The sequence below is a fragment of the Bacillus litorisediminis genome (assembly GCF_022808645.1).
Taxonomy (GTDB): domain Bacteria; phylum Bacillota; class Bacilli; order Bacillales; family JC228; genus Bacillus_BF; species Bacillus_BF litorisediminis.
Window position 1 is genome coordinate 18,640 of record NZ_JAKZKT010000010.1, and the last position, 16,366, is coordinate 35,005.

At 42.5% G+C, this 16,366-nt stretch carries 14 protein-coding genes and 1 other annotated feature; of the genes, 12 read left to right on the forward strand and 2 right to left on the reverse strand.

Features of this window, described 5'->3' with window-relative positions; all coding sequences use genetic code 11:
• Window positions 1–22: 22 nt before the first annotated feature.
• From fsa to MLE14_RS07105, 9 genes are all read left to right on the forward strand, one after another.
• Window positions 23–676: a fructose-6-phosphate aldolase gene (gene fsa / locus MLE14_RS07065; RefSeq protein ID WP_243297654.1), complete on the forward strand. Its 654-nt coding sequence runs from the start codon at window positions 23–25 to the stop codon at window positions 674–676.
• Window positions 677–894: 218 nt separating this feature from the next.
• Window positions 895–2,181, forward strand: a complete 1,287-nt coding sequence (locus MLE14_RS07070; RefSeq protein ID WP_243297655.1) for a UDP-N-acetylglucosamine 1-carboxyvinyltransferase — start codon at window positions 895–897, stop codon at window positions 2,179–2,181.
• A 292-nt stretch (window positions 2,182–2,473) separates the two neighbouring features.
• Window positions 2,474–3,442, forward strand: a complete 969-nt coding sequence (glpX, locus tag MLE14_RS07075; protein WP_243297656.1) for a class II fructose-bisphosphatase — start codon at window positions 2,474–2,476, stop codon at window positions 3,440–3,442.
• A gap of 270 nt (window positions 3,443–3,712) precedes the next feature.
• Window positions 3,713–4,993, forward strand: a complete 1,281-nt coding sequence (gene rho / locus MLE14_RS07080) for a transcription termination factor Rho (protein ID WP_243297657.1) — start codon at window positions 3,713–3,715, stop codon at window positions 4,991–4,993.
• A gap of 218 nt (window positions 4,994–5,211) precedes the next feature.
• Window positions 5,212–5,412 carry a 50S ribosomal protein L31 gene (gene rpmE / locus MLE14_RS07085; RefSeq protein WP_243297658.1) on the forward strand — a complete coding sequence of 67 codons (201 nt, stop codon included), beginning with the start codon at window positions 5,212–5,214 and terminating at the stop codon, window positions 5,410–5,412.
• Window positions 5,413–5,564: 152 nt separating this feature from the next.
• Complete coding sequence (locus tag MLE14_RS07090) at window positions 5,565–6,185, forward strand: thymidine kinase (protein WP_243297659.1); 621 nt, start codon at window positions 5,565–5,567, stop codon at window positions 6,183–6,185.
• Between the two features lie 92 nt (window positions 6,186–6,277).
• On the forward strand, window positions 6,278–6,730 hold the full coding sequence (locus tag MLE14_RS07095; RefSeq protein ID WP_243297660.1) for a hypothetical protein: 453 nt from the start codon (window positions 6,278–6,280) through the stop codon (window positions 6,728–6,730).
• 1,504 nt (window positions 6,731–8,234) lie between these two features.
• Window positions 8,235–9,050 (forward strand): histidinol-phosphatase, encoded by an 816-nt coding sequence (locus MLE14_RS07100; protein WP_243297661.1) that lies wholly within the window; start codon window positions 8,235–8,237, stop codon window positions 9,048–9,050.
• Between the two features lie 39 nt (window positions 9,051–9,089).
• On the forward strand, window positions 9,090–9,575 hold the full coding sequence (locus MLE14_RS07105; protein WP_243297662.1) for a GNAT family N-acetyltransferase: 486 nt from the start codon (window positions 9,090–9,092) through the stop codon (window positions 9,573–9,575).
• Window positions 9,576–9,618: 43 nt separating this feature from the next.
• Here MLE14_RS07105 and serA read toward each other — a convergent pair whose 3' ends face one another.
• Window positions 9,619–11,208, reverse strand: coding sequence for a phosphoglycerate dehydrogenase (gene serA / locus MLE14_RS07110; protein ID WP_243297663.1), 1,590 nt, complete (start codon window positions 11,206–11,208; stop codon window positions 9,619–9,621).
• Between the two features lie 3 nt (window positions 11,209–11,211).
• Window positions 11,212–12,366 (reverse strand): pyridoxal-phosphate-dependent aminotransferase family protein, encoded by a 1,155-nt coding sequence (locus MLE14_RS07115; protein ID WP_243297664.1) that lies wholly within the window; start codon window positions 12,364–12,366, stop codon window positions 11,212–11,214.
• A 63-nt stretch (window positions 12,367–12,429) separates the two neighbouring features.
• Window positions 12,430–12,659 (reverse strand) — a binding site (T-box leader).
• An 813-nt stretch (window positions 12,660–13,472) separates the two neighbouring features.
• On the opposite strand from MLE14_RS07115, the gene prfA reads away from it, so the two are divergent.
• The 3 genes from prfA (at window position 13,473) to spoIIR (ending at window position 16,294) form a co-directional block, all read left to right on the forward strand.
• On the forward strand, window positions 13,473–14,543 hold the full coding sequence (gene prfA / locus MLE14_RS07120) for a peptide chain release factor 1 (protein ID WP_243297665.1): 1,071 nt from the start codon (window positions 13,473–13,475) through the stop codon (window positions 14,541–14,543).
• Entirely contained in the window at window positions 14,540–15,406 is an 867-nt protein-coding gene (prmC, locus tag MLE14_RS07125) for a peptide chain release factor N(5)-glutamine methyltransferase (protein WP_243297666.1), read from the forward strand. Before prfA ends, prmC begins: the two co-directional genes overlap by 4 nt.
• 168 nt (window positions 15,407–15,574) lie before the next feature.
• Window positions 15,575–16,294 carry a stage II sporulation protein R gene (spoIIR, locus tag MLE14_RS07130; RefSeq protein WP_243297667.1) on the forward strand — a complete coding sequence of 240 codons (720 nt, stop codon included), beginning with the start codon at window positions 15,575–15,577 and terminating at the stop codon, window positions 16,292–16,294.
• The last annotated feature ends 72 nt before the right edge of the window (window positions 16,295–16,366 follow it).

The window sequence follows — 16,366 nt, forward strand, 5'->3', positions numbered from 1 at the left end:
ATGAAGGAAGGGGATGAAAGCAGTGAAATTTTTTATTGATTCAGCCAATATTAAGGAAATTAAAGAAGCGAATGACCTTGGAATTGTTGCCGGGGTTACGACCAATCCAACGCTTGTAGCAAAGGAAGGCGTATCGTTTCATGAACGTTTAAAAGAGATAACGCAGGTAGTGAGCGGTTCAGTCAGTGCGGAGGTTATTGCAACAGATGCTGAAGGAATGATTAGAGAAGGGAAAGAACTCGCTGCCATTGCAAACAATATCACCATTAAGGTTCCAATGACTGCTGAAGGGTTAAAAGCGGTTAATGCGTTCTCTAAAGAAGGCATAAAAACAAATGTCACTCTTATCTTCAGTGCCAATCAGGCATTGTTAGCAGCAAGAGCCGGGGCTACCTATGTGTCTCCATTCATTGGCAGACTAGACGATATTGGCTTCAATGGACTGGACTTAATTTCTGACATTCATGATATCTTCTGGACTCATGATATTGAAACGAAAATCATTGCAGCTTCAATCAGACACCCGCAGCACGTTACTGAAGCGGCACTAAGAGGTGCCGATATTGCTACAATTCCTTATAAGGTAATCATGCAGCTAATGAAACATCCTCTTACAGATAAAGGTATTGAAGCATTTTTAAAAGACTGGAATGATACATTCGGAAGCAAACAATAATACCTGACTAAAGTAACAAATTTGAATTTTTAAATAAACCTACTACATCTAAGTATCGATTTTGTGTAAACTAAAGGCGAGTGACTGTTCGGAATTTTGTTGCGATCTATTCATGAGAACTGGGTGAATCCTGATTGGTAACAGGGGGATTGCCAGGTGATCTCGATTCATTTTACGAATCAACTGTGAGTGAAGCTATAATGGGAAGGGAGTCAATCATGGAAAAATTAAAAATTGCAGGAGCCTATCCGTTAAAAGGGCAAGTAAGAATAAGTGGAGCAAAAAATAGTGCTGTTGCTTTAATCCCCGCAACCATTTTAGCGGAATCACCTGTTACAATCGAAGGGCTGCCTGAGATTTCAGATGTAGGTAACTTAAAAGATTTGCTTGAGGAAATTGGCGGAAAAATTGAATTAAAAGATCAGGAAATGACAGTGGACCCAGCCAATATGGTGTCCATGCCATTGCCAAATGGCAAGGTGAAGAAGCTTCGGGCATCCTACTATTTAATGGGTGCCATGCTTGGAAGATTTAAAAAAGCAGTAATCGGTCTGCCAGGAGGCTGTCATCTAGGGCCAAGACCAATTGACCAGCATATTAAAGGCTTTGAGGCATTAGGTGCAAAGGTGACGAATGAACAGGGAGCGATTTACCTGAGAGCCGATGAGCTCCGTGGCGCAAGAATTTATCTGGACGTCGTAAGTGTAGGAGCAACTATTAATATCATGCTCGCAGCGGTACGCGCCAAAGGGAGAACCATCATCGAGAATGCAGCAAAAGAACCTGAAATTATTGATGTAGCAACCCTTTTAACCAATATGGGAGCTAAAATTAAAGGTGCAGGTACAGATGTCATTAGAATTGAGGGAGTAGACCAGCTCAAAGGCTGCCGCCATACGATCATTCCTGATCGAATTGAGGCCGGGACATATCTTATATTAGCCGCTGCGATGGGAGAAGGCGTGATCATCGATAATGTGATTCCGCTTCATCTGGAGTCTGTTATTGCGAAGCTAAGAGAAATGGGTGTCACTGTTGAAACGAGTGATGACCAAATTTTTGTCAGACGGGCAGAAAAGATGAAAGCCGTCGATGTGAAAACATTAGTTTATCCAGGGTTTCCAACCGACCTTCAGCAGCCATTTACAAGTCTGTTAACGTTAGCTGAAGGAACGAGTGTCGTGACGGACACCATTTACTCGGCGCGTTTTAAGCACATCGATGAATTGCGGCGAATGAATGCTAATGTAAAGGTAGAAGGCCGTTCAGCGATTATTACCGGACCTGTCCAGCTTCAAGGAGCAAAAGTAAAAGCAAGCGAATTAAGAGCCGGAGCTTCTCTCGTGATTGCAGGACTGATGGCTGAAGGAATTACAGAAATAACAGGTTTAGAGCATATCGATCGTGGATATAGTCATTTAGTAGAGAAACTAAATGGCCTGGGAGCCACGATTTGGCGCGAGAAAATGACGCAAGAGGAAATTGAACAGCTTAAAAGTCAGTAATGCAGGACAAATAGAGCCATTTCCTTTAACGATAGAAGAAAAGCACCCAGAGAATGGTCAGAACGTCTGCACTATTCTCTGGTTCCACTTCTCACTCCATGACCATTTATTACTCCATCGTATAAACTCCCTTGCAGAGAAAAAGAAGTGAAGAAAGCCCCCGACTTATGAAAAAATCCTAGAAAAATGGTGTGTTTTTAAAATTAAAGTGAACCTAATCGTCCGAACCATCCATAATTCTGATACAATAGCATATGAGTAAAGGCGACCATGAAGGAGGGCATAAAGATAAATGGAACGTAGTTTATCAATGGAATTAGTGCGCGTTACAGAAGGTGCCGCTTTAGCTTCTGCCCGTTGGATGGGACGGGGCCTAAAAGACGAAGCGGATGATGCAGCTACCAGTGCAATGCGTGACGTTTTTGATACAGTCCCAATGAAGGGAACCGTCGTAATTGGAGAAGGAGAAATGGACGAGGCTCCTATGTTATATATTGGGGAAAAACTTGGAACAGGTTACGGTCCTCGTGTTGATGTAGCGGTTGATCCTTTAGAAGGAACGAATATTGTTGCGTCTGGCGGTTGGAATGCCTTAGCGGTATTGGCCGTTGCGGATAATGGCTGCTTGCTCCACGCCCCAGATATGTATATGGAAAAAATTGCGGTGGGTCCAGAAGCAGTTGGGCAAATTGATATTAATGCCTCTGTTTTAGACAATTTAAAAGCGGTGGCGAGAGCGAAAAACAAAGACATCGAGGATGTAGTTGCAACCGTTTTAAACCGCCCGCGCCACGAAAAAATTATTAAAGAGCTTCGTGAAGCCGGAGCGAGAATTAAACTGATAAATGATGGAGATGTAGCAGGCGCGATTAATACGGCGTTTGATCATACGGGTGTAGATATTTTATTCGGTTCCGGAGGAGCTCCAGAAGGCGTATTAGCAGCTGTTGCACTGAAATGTTTAGGCGGGGAGCTTCAAGGGAAATTGCTGCCGCAAAATGATCAGGAACTGGCCCGCTGCCAAAAGATGGGGCTCGATGTTAACAAAGTCCTTTTAATGGATGACTTGGTTAAAGGAGACGACGCCATTTTTGCAGCAACTGGTGTAACAGACGGAGAATTGTTAAGAGGCGTTCAGTTTAAAGGCTCCTATGGTTTAACCCACTCAGTCGTTATGCGTGCCAAATCAGGAACGGTTCGATTTATCGAAGGAAGACACAGTTTGAAGAAAAAACCAAACCTTGTCATTAAACCTTCCTAATACATTGAACTCGGGCTTATAAGTCCGGGTTCGATTTTCAACTTATTTTTTCCTTTGACAAAAACAAGGAATCGTTCTACGATAGATAAGGTTTCTACTTAAATACTTCGAAATTGAATCTCCAAATTATTAGCCATCCTTTCCGCCCATCCGTTTTTTTCAGGTCCAATGATCAGAAAACTGAATGGTCTTCAATGCGAAGTCGTACTTTTTGGAGAGGGAGTACATTTTTACATTATACAACTTAATAAAAAAAGTGTGGTGCATGTAATGGAAGAATTAACAATTGCAGCTCTTGAGACGATGAAGTTAAAAGATCTGTATGAATTAGCGAAAAAATATAAAATTTCATATTATAGCAAGCTTACGAAAAAAGAATTAATTTTTGCTATTTTAAAAGCACAAGCAGAGCAAGAAGGATACTTCTTCATGGAAGGTGTCTTGGAAATCATTCAGTCAGAAGGCTTTGGTTTCCTAAGACCGATTAATTATTCACCAAGCTCTGAGGATATTTACATCTCAGCTTCGCAAATTCGCCGCTTCGATTTGCGAAACGGTGACAAGGTTTCAGGTAAAGTTAGACCTCCAAAAGAAAATGAACGATACTTTGGTCTTTTGCATGTGGAAATGGTCAATGGGGATGACCCTGAAACAGCGAAAGAGAGAGTCCACTTTCCAGCCTTGACTCCGTTATATCCTGACCGTCAAATTAAATTAGAAACAACACCTCGTAACCTTTCGACACGAATTATGGATTTAATTGCCCCAGTTGGGTTTGGTCAGCGCGGATTAATCGTAGCCCCTCCAAAAGCGGGGAAAACAATGCTGCTTAAGGAAATTGCTAACGCAATCACAACGAATCATCCAGAAGCAGAATTAATTGTCTTGCTTATTGATGAACGTCCTGAGGAAGTAACTGATATTGAACGGTCCGTAGCAGGGGATGTTGTAAGTTCCACGTTTGACGAGGTGCCGGAAAACCATATTAAAGTGGCCGAACTCGTATTAGAAAGAGCAATGCGCCTAGTTGAGCACAAACGTGATGTTATTATTTTAATGGACAGTATTACTCGTCTGGCCCGTGCCTACAACCTGGTAATCCCGCCAAGCGGACGTACTTTATCTGGAGGGATTGACCCAGCTGCTTTCCACCGTCCAAAACGCTTCTTTGGGGCAGCACGTAATATTGAAGAGGGCGGAAGTTTAACGATTTTGGCTACTGCTCTTGTTGATACAGGGTCCCGGATGGATGACGTGATTTACGAGGAGTTTAAAGGAACTGGAAACATGGAGCTTCACTTAGACCGTCATTTGGCAGAAAGACGGATCTTCCCTGCGATTGATATTCGCCGCTCCGGTACTCGTAAAGAAGAACTGCTAATCGAAAAGGATCAGCTTGATAAACTATGGGCCATCCGTAAAACATTGTCTGATTCTCCTGACATCGCAGAAAAAATACTAAGACGCCTTCGTCAAACCAAGTCCAACGAAGAATTTTTTGCCCAGTTGGCAGAAGAAATGAAGCAGGGAAATAAAAAATCCCTTTTATAAAATAGGTTCTTTAGTTTCGCTTGAAAAATAAGCGGATTCTAAGAGAAAATATGAGTTTTTCTAATGAAGGATTATCCTTTTACTAGGGTTGCAAACTTACCGCCCGCTTGTTATAATGGTAACAGTTTGTTTCAAAGATTTGCAGACTGACCTTTAGTCTGTATGGTTATATAAACTCTGTTTCGAAATGATTCAGGGCTCAAGAAGGAGTGGAAAGAATGAAACAAGGAATCCATCCAGAATATAAAAAAGCGCTAGTTAAATGCGCATGCGGTAACGAATTTGAAACTGGTTCAGTGAAGGATGAAATTCGCGTAGAGGTTTGCTCTGAATGCCATCCATTCTATACTGGCCGTCAAAAATTTGCATCTGCAGATGGACGTGTTGATCGATTCAATAAAAAATACGGCCTTAAGTAAAACATTCAAAACAGGCAAGCGCAATTTACTTGCCTGTTTTTTCTCTTTATACATAGTATAGTTTGCAGAATTCAAAGTGTATAATACGAAACAAATAATGGTTCATATTATGTAGAAAATACGAACGGGTTTGGAAGGAGCGGCAATGGATTATGTTTGTAGTCAAACAATCTGGCTGGATTGAGGTTATTTGTGGAAGTATGTTTTCAGGTAAATCCGAAGAATTAATTAAAAGGGTACGCAAGGCACAATTTGCAAAAGAAACCGTTGCCGTTTTTAAACCAGTAATTGATAACAGATATAGTGAAGTAGCGGTTGTATCTCATAATGGAAGCCAAGTACAGGCGACTTCCATTACAACCTCACGTGAAATTCTGGAGTCTGTAACAGCTGATGTGGACCTAGTAGCAATCGATGAAGCTCAATTTTTAGATGCTGACCTGACAGAGGTTGTCCAAACTTTAGCGGACCGGGGACATCGCGTGGTGTTAGCAGGTCTGGACCAGGATTTTCGCGGCGAGCCATTTGGACCAATGCCGCAAGTAATGGCGATTGCTGAGTTAGTCACGAAGCTTCATGCGGTCTGTTCAGTATGTGGCTCACCAGCAAGCCGAACACAACGCCTCATCAACGGCGAACCCGCTTTATACAATGATCCTGTTATCAAAGTCGGTGCTTCAGAAAGTTATGAACCAAGATGCCGCCATCACCATGAAGTGCCGGGAAAGCCAACAAATTTAATGCCCCATCTGAATAAAGAAGTAAAACTTTAATTTCCCCTTTTCATAAGGGGTTTTTCCTTTTTTAGGATACGATAATTTCTTCCCTTAAAGGAGATGATAATCCTAGGGGAGGTAGAAGAATAATGAAAGTATTGAAAGGATGTCTATCGACTCTGTTTTGTCTCTCCATCCTCGGCGGATGCGGGGCAGGCGGTCCCAAGGACTCCATTTATGAACAAGCCGACACGTTTGGAACACGCCTCAGCACCGAGCGCCCCGATGACCTAAATGGACGCGACCTAAGAGACGATCGAACCAACACAAACCAAAGCCCGACTTCTTACATCGATCTTAGTGATGATATGCCAACCTTAGATAATGACGTTGATCAGGCAAGAGGTGTGATTGAAAGGGAAACAGATTATGAACCCGGCCCAATCACCATCAATGGTCAGGATATGTGGGTGACAGCCTATCATCAGGGCATCATGTCAGAAGAGGAACGAAGAAAAGAAGAAGCGGCTCTTCATAAGTTCTTAATTAAAGCCTTGCCTCGATATTATATCGAAGTTCAATTAAGAGAAGATCGCAGATAATGATTTTTGATAAAGCCAGTTCCCTTACATTGGTAGTGAGGGGGTGGCTTTTTTGGTTTTGGGTTGGCTTGTAGAGATAGGGTGTTTGAGTTGGTTTTTTAGGCGGCTGAGTTCGGAAAAAAGGATGCGAGTTCGTTAATGGGGAGGCTGAGTTCGGTAAAAAGGTTGTAAGTTCGTTAATGGGGAGGCTGAGTTCGGAAAAAAGGATGCGAGTTCGTTAATGGGGAGGCTGAGTTCGGAAAAAAGGTTGTGATTTCGTTAAAAGAGCAGCTGAGTTCGCTTAATGTATTGCTAAGTTCGGTTAAAGCGAGCTGAGTTCGTTAAAAGGAAACTGAGTTGACAAAAAATGGGTCAATAGTATTGAATAAAAACAATTAATTGAAAAAAGCGGTTATAAGTTCCGAAAAATGCAAACCGGGTCTCGAAAAACTGCGCCTGAATTCCAAAAAGTAGCCGCAGCGGAATGAGGATCCATTAAATAAGTTTGGCGGATCCTCATTCCGTTATTTCAACGAAAACTTGCACTTTAGAGGATGAAGCGGATCCTGAATCTGCCTATTCGTACAAAATCAACCATATTTGACGGAAAAAAAGGCAAATAGCGGAACTAGGAACTGGAACCATGCTCGAAACAAAGATTTTTGAATAAATAGCGGAATGAGGATCCATTAAATAAGTTTGGCGGATCCTCATTCCGTTATTTCAACGAAAACCTGCACTTTAGGGGCTGAAGCGGATCCTGATTCCGCTATTCGTACAAAATCAACCATATTTGACGGAAAAAAAGGCAAATAGCGGAACCAGGAACCGGAACCATGCTCCAAACAAAGATATTTAAATAAATAGCGGAATGACGATCCACTAAATAAGTTTGGCGGATCCTCATTCCGTTATTTCAACGAAAACCTGCACTTTAGGGGCTGAAGCGGATCCTGATTCCGCTATTCGTACAAAATGAACCATATTTGACGGAAAAAAAGGCAAATAGCGGAACCAGGAACCGGAACTATGCTCGAAACAAAGATTTTTGAATAAATAGCGGAATGAGGATCCATTAAATAAATTTGGTGGATCCTCATTCCGTTATTACAACGAAAACCTGCACTTTAGGGGCTGAAGCGGATCCTGATTCCGCTATTCGTACAAAATGAACCATATTTGACGGAAAAAAAGGCAAATAGCGGAACCAGGAACCGGAACTATGCTCCAAACAAAGATTTTTGAATAAATAGCGGAATGAGGATCCATTAAATAAATTTGGTGGATTCTCATTCCGTTATTGTAACGAAAATGGTAGACATTAAAAACAATTTTCTAAAAAAGAGGATTAATTTTCAGGGGTAGCTCTTACTCAAATCCCTAGCCCCAAGCTAAAACAAATTTCTACCCCCTACCCCCTAAAATCTCAAGAATATGCACTAAATTCCAAATATTCATAGCTGAAAATAGAGAATGTTGTGCGATAATGAAGTAAAGGAATAACACGTAAAAGGGAGAGAGAGAAATGCTGACGGATTACCATGTTCATATGCATGAAACTGGAGATTTTTCAGTGGATTATTTGAAAAAATACATAGAAAAAGCGAAGGAACAAGGGATTGAAGAGCTCGGCATATCGGAGCATGCCTATTTTTTCTGGGAGACGAAAGATATTCTCTCCAACCCTTGGATTGACAACCGGCGCGGCGTTGATTTTAAAGATTATCTCCGGCTTTTTGAAGAAGCGAGAAAGCAGGGTCTACAGGTAAAAATGGGGATTGAAATGGATTATACCCCGGGCAAAGAAAAAGAGATGGGGACCTTCATCAATTCGTATCCATTTGACTATGTGATTGGTTCGGTTCACTGGATTGGGGACTGGGGGATTGATTTAGAGATTTACCGCAGTGAGTATGATAAACGGGACATTTTTGAAGCATATGAGCAGTATTTTGATCAGATCGTAACGTTAGCGGAATCGCAGCTCTTTAGCTTTGTCGGACATATTGATTTAATTAAAATCTTTAAATATAAACCAAGTGACCAAGCCTTTATTGAAAAGCAATACGACCGGGCAGTAAAGGCACTTGCAGCGTCAGGCACTTGTATAGAAATAAGCACAGCTGGTCTCCGAAAGCCCGTAGGAGAGATTTATCCGGATCCCATACTGTTAAAAAAATGCTATGATGCCGGAGTTGGAATTGTATTATGCTCCGATGCCCATGCTCCGAAGCATATTGGCTATGCGTATGAGCAATCATTGAAGCTTGCTCGCTCGGTGGGCTATGAAGAAATACAAGTTTTTACTGCAAGAAAAAAGAAAGCCTATCGCCTCGGTTAAGAGGATTTAATTCATGACTGTAATAGGTAGGGATTGATTATGACAATCGAAAAAAATGCCGTAAAATTAGCCTTTTATCAAGAAGAATTTAAACCGGATTTAGCATACGATTTGCCGGCAGACCAAGCCAATTATACGGGCTTGCCCTTAGAAGCTCTTGAAAAGTGTGAGATGGAGAAGGACCGGCACCCAGTCGTCATTCTATATCAGAATAGACCGGCAGGATTCTTCGTCCTTCATGGCTGGGAAGGGGTAAAACTGTATAGCGATAATAAAGATGCGATTTTATTAAGAGCTTATTCCATTAATCCTGCTTACCAGGGCAAAGGCATTGCGAAGGCCTCGCTCATGCTGCTGCCGGATTTTGTGAAGGCACATTTTCCGGATAAAAAAGAAATCATTTTAGGGGTTAATTATAACAACAACCACGCACAACATGTGTACTTAAAAACCGGTTTTATCGATAAAGGGCATCGAATAATGGGTACAAAAGGCGAGCAATTTGTGTTTCATTTACCCCTATAATAACAAGCAGCGCACAATCAACTCTGTGCGCTGTTTTTTTTGATTAAAGGTCAATCGCGATTACATGAAAGATATCGGTTAAAGCTTTTAATTGGGCGATGATATGTTCTTCCGCCTGGCGGTCAACGGTTAACATCATGATCGCATCTCCGCCTACATTGGAACGGCCCACTTGCATCGTCGCGATGTTCACATCAAACTTTGCAAGCAGAGTACCTACCCGGCCAATCGCACCTGGCTGGTCTTTATGACGAATCAGAATCATATGGCCTGCAGGTGTAACGTCTACACTATAATCATCGACTTTGACAATTCGTGCTCCAAGCCCATTTAATAAAGTTCCGGCTACTTTTTTCAAGCTGGTTTTTGTCTTAATTTCTACGGTTATTAGGTTTGTAAAGCCTTTAGAAGAAGATGTTTTATGCTCGTTGACCGTAATGCCCTTTTTCTTAGCTAAGAAAGGAGCATTGACATCATTGACATGGTCGCCAAGATAGCGCTTGAGCAATCCCTTTATTGTGTTTCGGGTAAGAGGAGCCGTATTTAAATCAGCTAATTCTCCAGAGTAATAAATGCAAACTTCTTCAATTGCCTCATCGCTTAAGCGGGACACAAAGCTTCCTAATTTTTCAGAAAGAACAAAGTATGGCTCGATTTTTTTCAGTACCTCGGCAGGGAGGGATGGAAGATTGACAGGATGCTTAGCTATACCGCCCGTCAAGATTTCAAGCACATCCTGACAAACATCAATCGCGACATTTTCTTGAGCTTCTACTGTGCTGGCTCCTAAGTGTGGCGTTGCAATCACTTCGGGCAATTCAAGCAGCTTGAAATTTTGCAAAGGTTCTTCTTCAAAAACGTCCAAAGCTGCCCCAGCCACTTTTTTAGAAAGAATCGCTTCATATAACGCTTCTTCATCAATGATGCCGCCTCGGGCACAGTTGATGATTTGCACACCATCCTTCATTTTTTTAAAAGCATCACCGTTAATAAGATGCTTTGTCTCCTTTAATAATGGGGTATGAACGGTGATAAAATCGCCTTTTCTTAAAACGTCATCGAGTGTTGCGTACTCAATTCCCATTTTCTCTGCTTTTTCTTCTGTTAAGAAGGGATCATAGGCAATCACATGCAGCCGTAAGCCTTTGGCTCTGGCAGCCACTTCACTGCCGATTCTGCCGAGACCGACAATGCCTAACGTTTTATTCTTTAATTCAACCCCGACAAATGATTTGCGATCCCAGCGATGATGCTCTTTTAAAGCAGTAAACGCCTGAGGAATTTTTCTGGCTAATGCCATGAGCATCGCAATGGTGTGCTCAGCAGCTGAATTCGTGTTACCGTCCGGCGCATTAACGACGAGAATTCCGTGTTCAGTGGCTGCATCAAGGTCAATATTATCCACGCCAACACCAGCACGGCCAATTACTTTTAGGTTCGTGGCATGTTGAATGACTTCTCTAGTAACTAGGGTCTGGCTTCTGACCAGTAAGGCATCGTATTTACCGATAGTCTGAATTAATTGTTCCGGTGACAATTGGGTGTTCACAGTGACTTCGATGTTGTTGGCGGCCCGTAAAGGCTGAAGACCTTCTTCACTTAATGGATCGCTTACCAATATGTGCAATGTCATGATTTATTTCCTCCGTTCCAAATAGATAGTCTGAGCTGCAATGGTTCCTTTACCGAAATCTCGTTTCACTCCTATTTGCCGCAACCCTAATTCTAGTAAGCTAATAAACTGTAATACATCAGCAGGAGAACAATAGCCCATGTGGCCAATACGGAATATTTTACCTTTAAGATGATTTTGTCCGCCTGCAAAATGTAGGCCAAATTCTGTTTTTACTGCTCTCCGAAGCTGGTCGGCTTCGAAATCCTCCGGATAGATGGCTGTAACAGTCGGAGATGCGGTGTCATCTGATGTCAAAAGCGGCAGGTCTAAGGCCTGACAGGCTTCTCTTGTCATCTCCATCATGACCCGATGCCGGCTGTATACATTTTCTAAGCCCTCTGCTTCTAAGAGGTTCAAGGCTTGCTCAAGTCCAAATAATAAAGATAAGGCAGGGGTAAATGGTGTCGTATGTTTAGCTAGATTATCCCGGTATTTCCGTAAATCTAAATAAAAACGCGGATGAGGATTTTCTTCGATGACTTTCCATGCGCGCTCACTGGCGGCAATAAAAGCAAGGCCAGTAGGAAGCATAAACGCCTTTTGCGAACCGGTAACAAGGATATCAATGCCCCATTCATCCATTTTGGCTTCAACACCAGCAATACAAGAAACACCATCCACGATAAATAGTGCATCTGAAGTGGCTTGAATCACGCTTGCAATCTGTTGAATCGGGTTTAACACACCGGTTGACGTTTCACAATAGGTGGCAAAAACAATTTTGATAGAAGGATACTTTTGCAGAAAAGCTTTCACTTGCTCTGGATCAACCGCATCGCCCCAAGGCACATCTAGCCGGTGGGTTTTAAGCTGATACGTTTCGCAAATCTTCGCAAATCGGTCACCGAAGGAACCTGTGACCAGTACCAAAACTTCATCACCAGCCTGGGTCGTATTGACAACAGCTGTTTCTAAGCCAGCCGTACCGCTTCCGGCAAGAATCAATACTTTCTGTTCGGTTCCAAAAATCGGTTTGAGTCTAGGGTGAATTCTTCTAAGCAGATTACTCGTTTCTTCACCTCTGTGTCCGATCATTGGCAAATTCATAGCCCGCTGAACACTAGGAGGAATCGGAGTTGGCCCCGGAATGCGTAAAATCTGATGGTCTGGTAACATGCATCATTCTCCTCTCATTAATCAAGAAAATAGAACTAAAAAAACCTTCCACCCCTTAAAACTGGAAGGGGCGAAAGGTTTAACTCACGCGGTACCACCCTTTTTCGCTGCTCAAAAAAAGAACAGCCTTCATTAGGTTCGAACTGATAACGGGAACGACCCGAACAGACCTACTATGTATTCAGCCTGCTTACTCCGAAGTGCTATTCATTGAGAAGAACGCTGGTTTCCACCACCCACCAGCTCTCTAACAGATCTTGCTTCAATGAACCTGTCTTCTTCAACGTATTTGCGTTATCGCTTTACTAATGTAAATTATAATAGCAGACTCAAAGCAACTGTCAATGACTTTTTTAAATTTTTTGGATATTAGTGAAACAGAGGGAAACAGAGGGACGGTTCTTGTGTTTCACTAAGTTCAGTTGAACGGTTGTGAGTTCGGTAAAGGAGAGTCTGAGTTCGGTTAAGCAGTGGTGAGTTCGGTAAAGGGGAGTCTGAGTTCGGTTAAGCAGTAGTGAGTTTGGTAAAGGGGAGTCTGAGTTCGGTTAAACAATGGCGAGTTCGCTAAAGCCATGGCTCAGTTCGGTTAAATAGCTGCTAAGTTCGGAAAAAAGCTACTGAGTCCGGTTAACCAGATCTGAGTTCGCAAAAAAATTATGTTGAGACCGGAAAAGGGGTAGCTGAGCCCAGAAAAGGGGTTATGAAGTCCGGAATAGCGGTGGCTGAGCTGAAATAGTAGGGTTTGAGTCCGGAAAAAGGGTAGCTACCCCCGGAATAAAGGGGTTGCTAAGTCCGAGAAAGTGGCTGCAGAGTTCCGAAACCAAGCCCCAAAGCCCCGAAAACGTCCGTCTGAGTTCCAAAACCCACCCCTAAGTTCCAAAAAACCAGTGTCAATTCTCGAAATACCTGTCCTACAGCCGGCCCCAAAAACCGGCATTTATTTAAATCAATTTGAACAAACCGACACTTTAATACCGAATAACCGTCTATCCACAAATAATCTCACCAAAAATTCAATCTGGCCGCAATCCAACAAGAACCACTTTGACCTTTTAACTCACAATATAATATAATGACAATGTTATGCAGAATATGAGGTGAGTACAGTGTTTGATCGTCTACAGGCTGTTGAAGATCGCTATGAGAGATTGAACGAGCTTTTAAGTGATCCGGAAATTGTGAATGATCCGAAAAAGCTGCGTGAATATTCAAAGGAACAATCTTCTATTCAAGAAACAGTAGAGGTTTATCGTCAATATAAAGAGATTAAAGAACAATACACGGATGCCAAAGCGATGCTTGAAGATAAGCTTGATCCGGAAATGAGAGAATTAGTGAAAGAGGAAGTATCTGAGCTTGAGGAGCAACTAGAAGAACTCGAAGCTCGCCTTAAGATTCTCTTAATCCCGAAAGATCCGAACGATGATAAAAACGTCATCATGGAGATTCGCGGGGCTGCCGGCGGGGATGAGGCTGCGTTATTTGCAGGCGACCTTTACCGGATGTATAGCCGCTATGCTGAATCACAAGGCTGGAAAACGGAAGTCATTGAGGCTAGCACAACGGGTGTCGGCGGGTATAAGGAAATTATTTTCATGATTAATGGGAATGGGGCGTTTTCAAAGCTTAAGTATGAAAATGGAGCCCATCGTGTACAACGTGTGCCTGAAACAGAATCTGGCGGGCGGATTCATACATCGACAGCAACGGTTGCTGTATTGCCAGAAGCCGAAGAAGTCGAAGTCGACATTAATGAAAAGGATATTCGCGTTGACACGTTTGCTTCCAGCGGTCCTGGCGGGCAAAGCGTAAACACGACGATGTCTGCAGTCCGTTTAACCCACATCCCGACTGGCATTGTAGTTTCCTGTCAGGATGAGAAAAGTCAGATTAAGAATAAAGAAAAAGCGATGAAAGTATTGCGGGCGCGGATTTATGATAAATTCCAGCAAGAAGCCCAAGCTGAGTACGACCAGCAAAGAAAATCAGCGGTTGGAACCGGCGACCGTTCTGAGCGGATTCGCACCTATAACTTCCCGCAAAACCGGGTGACCGACCATCGCATCGGTCTAACGATTCAGAAGCTGGACCAAATCTTAGAAGGCCGTCTAGATGAAGTGATTGATGCTCTGATTATGGAAGATCAATCGAAGAAACTGGAGAACGCCGAAGCATGAGCGGAGAAAAGAAGGTAATGGAAGCCCTAGCGTGGGCTTCTTCTTTTTTAAAAGAACAAGGAAGAGATGCCAATGCCGGTGAATGGCTCCTGCAGCATATTAAAAACTGGTCTAGAACGGATTTGATTTTCCGCTTGCGCGAACCGCTTCCCCATGAGGATTTTCACGCGTTTGAAAAGCTTGTGATCGAACATGGAAAAGGTGTACCGGTCCAATATTTGATGGGATATGCTGAATTTTATGGGAGACGCTTTTTAGTGAATCCGAACGTGTTGATACCGCGGCCAGAAACAGAGGAACTAATAGAAGGAATCCTACAAAGGACCGACCGCCTTTTTCAGCCGAATCAGCCATTAAAAGTGGTCGATATTGGTACTGGATCTGGTGCGATTGCTCTTACGCTTAAAAAAGAGCGCCCTCACTGGGAAGTTTCGGCGGTAGACATTTCCGCAGACGCACTGCAAGTAGCAGAGGAGAATAGCAAAAGGCTGGATGCTAAAGTTACCTTTGTGAAAGGCGATTTGTTATCCCCATTCCTAGATTATAATGACAGATTTGATGTGATTGTTTCAAATCCACCCTATATTCCGGAGCGTGATCAAGAGGAAATGTCAGTTGTCGTGAAAGACCACGAACCCCATCTGGCTCTGTTTGCAGGGGAAGATGGCTTAGATATTTATCAAAGATTGATTCCGCAAGCAGTCAGTCTATTAAACAAACCTGGATGTATCGGTCTTGAAATCGGGCATGGACAAGGAAAGGCCGTTTCAGATATCTTCCGAAAAATCGACGCTGCTTTTGTCCCTGAAGTCGTACTGGATATTAATCAAAAAGAGCGTATGGTTTACTTAGAAAAGAACTAAAAGCTGCATCTGCTCCCAGCGCGGACAGATGCTCTTTGTGTTTTGCAGAAAAAAACTAGTAATCTCGCAAAATCAATTTTTAAAATAAAGTACCACTTTTTTTCATTTTGATAGTTTAAGATTCGAAAACCATGTCAAGACTGTCTTAGTGAAAGGGTGGTGTATCCCATGAAAGCCAAAATTTTAGCGGGATCATATTTATTGATATTAGTAATCGGAACGATTTTGTCTTTATATATTCCTAAAAATGAAGTAACGGCAAACGAAGCGTTAGTCATTCCAAATGAGGCGATTCGTTTAAGAATACTAGCCAATAGTGACAGTGAAAAAGACCAGGCAGTGAAGCGGAGAGTTAGAGATGAAGTGAATCAGGCAATCACAGCCTGGGTTTCTGAGCTAACGTCGTTAGAGGCTGCAAGAGACACGATTAAAGGGAATCTTCCAAAAATCGAAGAAATCACAAAAAGAATTTTAAAAGAAGAAGGGGTTCAATACTCCTTTAAAGTAAACTTTGATGAAGTTCAGTTCCCGACAAAGCTTTATGGTGATTTTCTTTATCCGGCAGGCGAATATGAGGCGGTCCTTGTTACTCTTGGTGAAGGGTCAGGTGCCAATTGGTGGTGTGTATTGTTCCCGCCATTATGTTTTGTAGATTTTTCAAATGGAATCGCGACCTCTCCAGGGTTTGAGGATAATGAGAAGAAAGTCAAAGCGGCCACAGTTGAAGAAAAAGCTGAACCGGAGAAAGACACCGTCGAGGTCGCAAAAGCGGCGGAAGCTGATGAGCAAGAGAAAGAAGAAGACAGCGAGCCGCTCTATGTTGAAGAAGAAGAGGAAGAGGTAAAATATCGATTCTTTTTAGTAGACTTTTTTAAATCTATCTTTTAGATTAAATAGAATGTCAGCAGCGGAAAATGAGACCGTCTGCTGACATTTGCATGTATCGGCAGAGTGATTTTT